General features: G+C 40.0%; 1 protein-coding gene. It reads right to left on the reverse strand.

Translation table 11 applies throughout. From position 1 onward, the window contains the following. Positions 1 to 115: 115 nt before the first annotated feature. Entirely contained in the window at positions 116 to 1930 is a 1815-nt protein-coding gene (gene ltrA / locus IQ236_RS27445) for a group II intron reverse transcriptase/maturase (RefSeq protein WP_193872391.1), read from the reverse strand. Positions 1931 to 2618 lie beyond the last annotated feature (688 nt).

Here is a 2618-nt window from a genome sequence, read left to right on the forward strand (position 1 = left end):
TCCCATTGAGAAAGGATTAAAGTCAGTAAGAGAGTCGCCTCTCCTACTGCTCTACAAAACGGAACGTGACAATTTCTCGTCATTCCGCTCCTCAACTACACGGGGTTTGACATACCTACGTCGTTACCAACATATCCTGTATCCAGATGTAGTTTTCTGGTAGGGGTGGTTCAGGCTTGACACTATTACAGTCAGATTTTCTGCCTAGACTGCCATCAAAGGCTGTCTTTTCATCATGGCAATGTCGATGAAGAAGTTGGAGATTGTTGTAACTGTTATTTCCTCCTAAAGATTTAGGAGTAATATGGTCGATTTCCATTAAATCTTCATCTTTGAAGAAATGTCCACAGTGAGTACATTTTCCTTTTTGCTTTTTCAACAGTTTTGATATTCCTGTTGGCATCTCAGGATTTGTACCCATTCTTGTACTCCAATAAACCAGGTTTCCGTCAAAGGGTGAGGCATTTCCCTTGACTTTTACATAACGTTTAATTTCAGTTTCGCTATGTTCATACAACTTTAATAGGTTGTTTCCCTTTCTAGTTGCAAATACCCAGTTTTTACCATCTATAGACTGAAAGTATCTTTTAACAATCCACTTTCTGCTTTTATTTCGATGGCGTTTGATTCCCCACTTGATGAGCTTGTGTGTTAGGACATGGGTTAATCTTTCAAATACTTTTTGACTAACCACTGCTGAGAAGTAATTACACCATCCTCTTATTACAGGGTTTAATCTGTTAATAAGTTCAGTTTGGGTTAATCCTTTACTGGTGTTGATGATGTGTTTCAGTTCTCTGTAATTTCTTGTTTGACTGTCTTTGCTGGGGGTTATTATTGTTTTAAAACCCAGTTTTCCGCCTCTTGACTTGTTTCCTGATGTATATTTACCGACAGGAAATTGTCTAATGGTGAACCCTAGAAAGTCGAATCCAGCTTGTTCACTTTCATGTTCTTTCAATGTATGGGCTACCCTTGTTTTACTGGGTTTTAACTCAAGTCCGATATTTTGCAACCATCCCTCTATCTCCTTTTTAATTAGGAGAATCACCTCTAGGTTTTCGTGCAGTACAACAAAGTCGTCTGCATATCGAATTAGTGTTACTGATTTTTCTTTATCCCTAACTCCGAGGGTGTATCCTCTATTATCTCTCATGTCAAATGAGGGTGCTAGTTTCATCACCAGTTCTTCTAATCCGTGAAGTGCTATATTTGCCAGTAACGGTGATAACACTCCACCTTGGGGTGTACCTTCTGAGGTTGGGAATAACTGTTTATCGTCTATGACACCTGCTTTTAACCATGATTTGATTTGTCTATTCAGGGTTGGGTAGGTGTCAAGTTTCTCTAACAGTTTTTGATGGTCTATACGGTCAAAGCACTTGGCTATGTCTGCATCAAGAACATATTTTGCCTTTTTATTGATGGCATTATATATTCCTGCTATGGCATCATGACCTGAGCGTCCTACTCTAAATCCGTAGCTGTTTGGCTCGAATTTGGCTTCCCACTCTGGTTCTAATACCAGTTTAGCTAGTGCTTGTAAGGCTCGGTCTTTCAGGGTAGGTATACCTAAAGGTCTTTTTTCACCGTTTGGTTTGGGTATCCATACTCGGCGTGTGGGTTTGACCTTTGTTCCCAAGTTTAATTCAGTCATTAGGATTAACCGTTGTTTTGGGGTCAGAGATTTTACTCCATCCACTCCTGCGGTTTTCTTTCCTTGATTGTCTTGGGTGACTCTACGCACCGATAACGCTTTGGCACTGTAGGACTTTAACAATAATTTTTGGAGTCTGTGAACTTTCTTGACATCTCCACAACTAGACGCTCTGAAAATTCGTTTTTGTAACTTAAAAACTTGACGTTCAACCTTCTTCCAGTTGATATCTTGCCAGGTTTTCCATTTATCCATCTGTTGAACAGTGGTCATAACTTTTTTATTACTACTTACAAGTTTTCATTCCGTGTAATCGTGAGTCCGTCTGCATATCCTATTCATTACAAATAGGCTTTGGCTTCTGACTCAATCTCTCCCTACTATTACCTGTTCAATTACAGAGTTTTCGTCTTAGCTGACTACTCTTAGTTTTCGACCTTGACTAGAGTGTAATTAGTAGGGTTACTTCGTTCCTCATAACCTTTGTTAGTTCATGGCAGGATGTCATCTCTTTATCGAGTTTTCGGGTAACGCTTGGTATATTGATGAAAATCCCTATACCACCCTAACTATTGACCTTTTGGTACTCGCAGTGTGTCAGCCTGATTTCACTGCTTTGCTGTAACGATAATTCAAACAATGACTTCACTTTCGTTATCCATGATGAACTTGCTCACGGTTGACTTAATTAGGCTATAAGTCGCTGTTTCCGCTTTAATTCCCGCTTTACGGATTGATGGCTAGTCGCTACCGTAGGGAATTTGCTTTCATTCCCGCGTCTGGAAGGTAAGACTTGGATTTTCTAGGATACTCATCCTCACTTACAAGGTTATGAAGTTGTCTTTTGTTGAGGATTTAAGTGCTTACTCAACCCTTCAGGGTTACTCAACAAATGCCAGCCATCCCCCTATTTCTAGGTTTCGACTGAACGAATCGCACTTTCGTGCTGCATTCAAATCAG

The organism is Planktothrix mougeotii LEGE 06226 (genome assembly GCF_015207485.1).
Lineage (GTDB): Bacteria > Cyanobacteriota > Cyanobacteriia > Cyanobacteriales > Microcoleaceae > Planktothrix.

Excerpts from the sequence above, each read along its gene's own strand:
- ltrA (WP_193872391.1), bottom strand. The coding sequence starts at position 1,930 with ATGACCACTGTTCAACAGATGGATAAATGGAAAACCTGGCAAGATATC.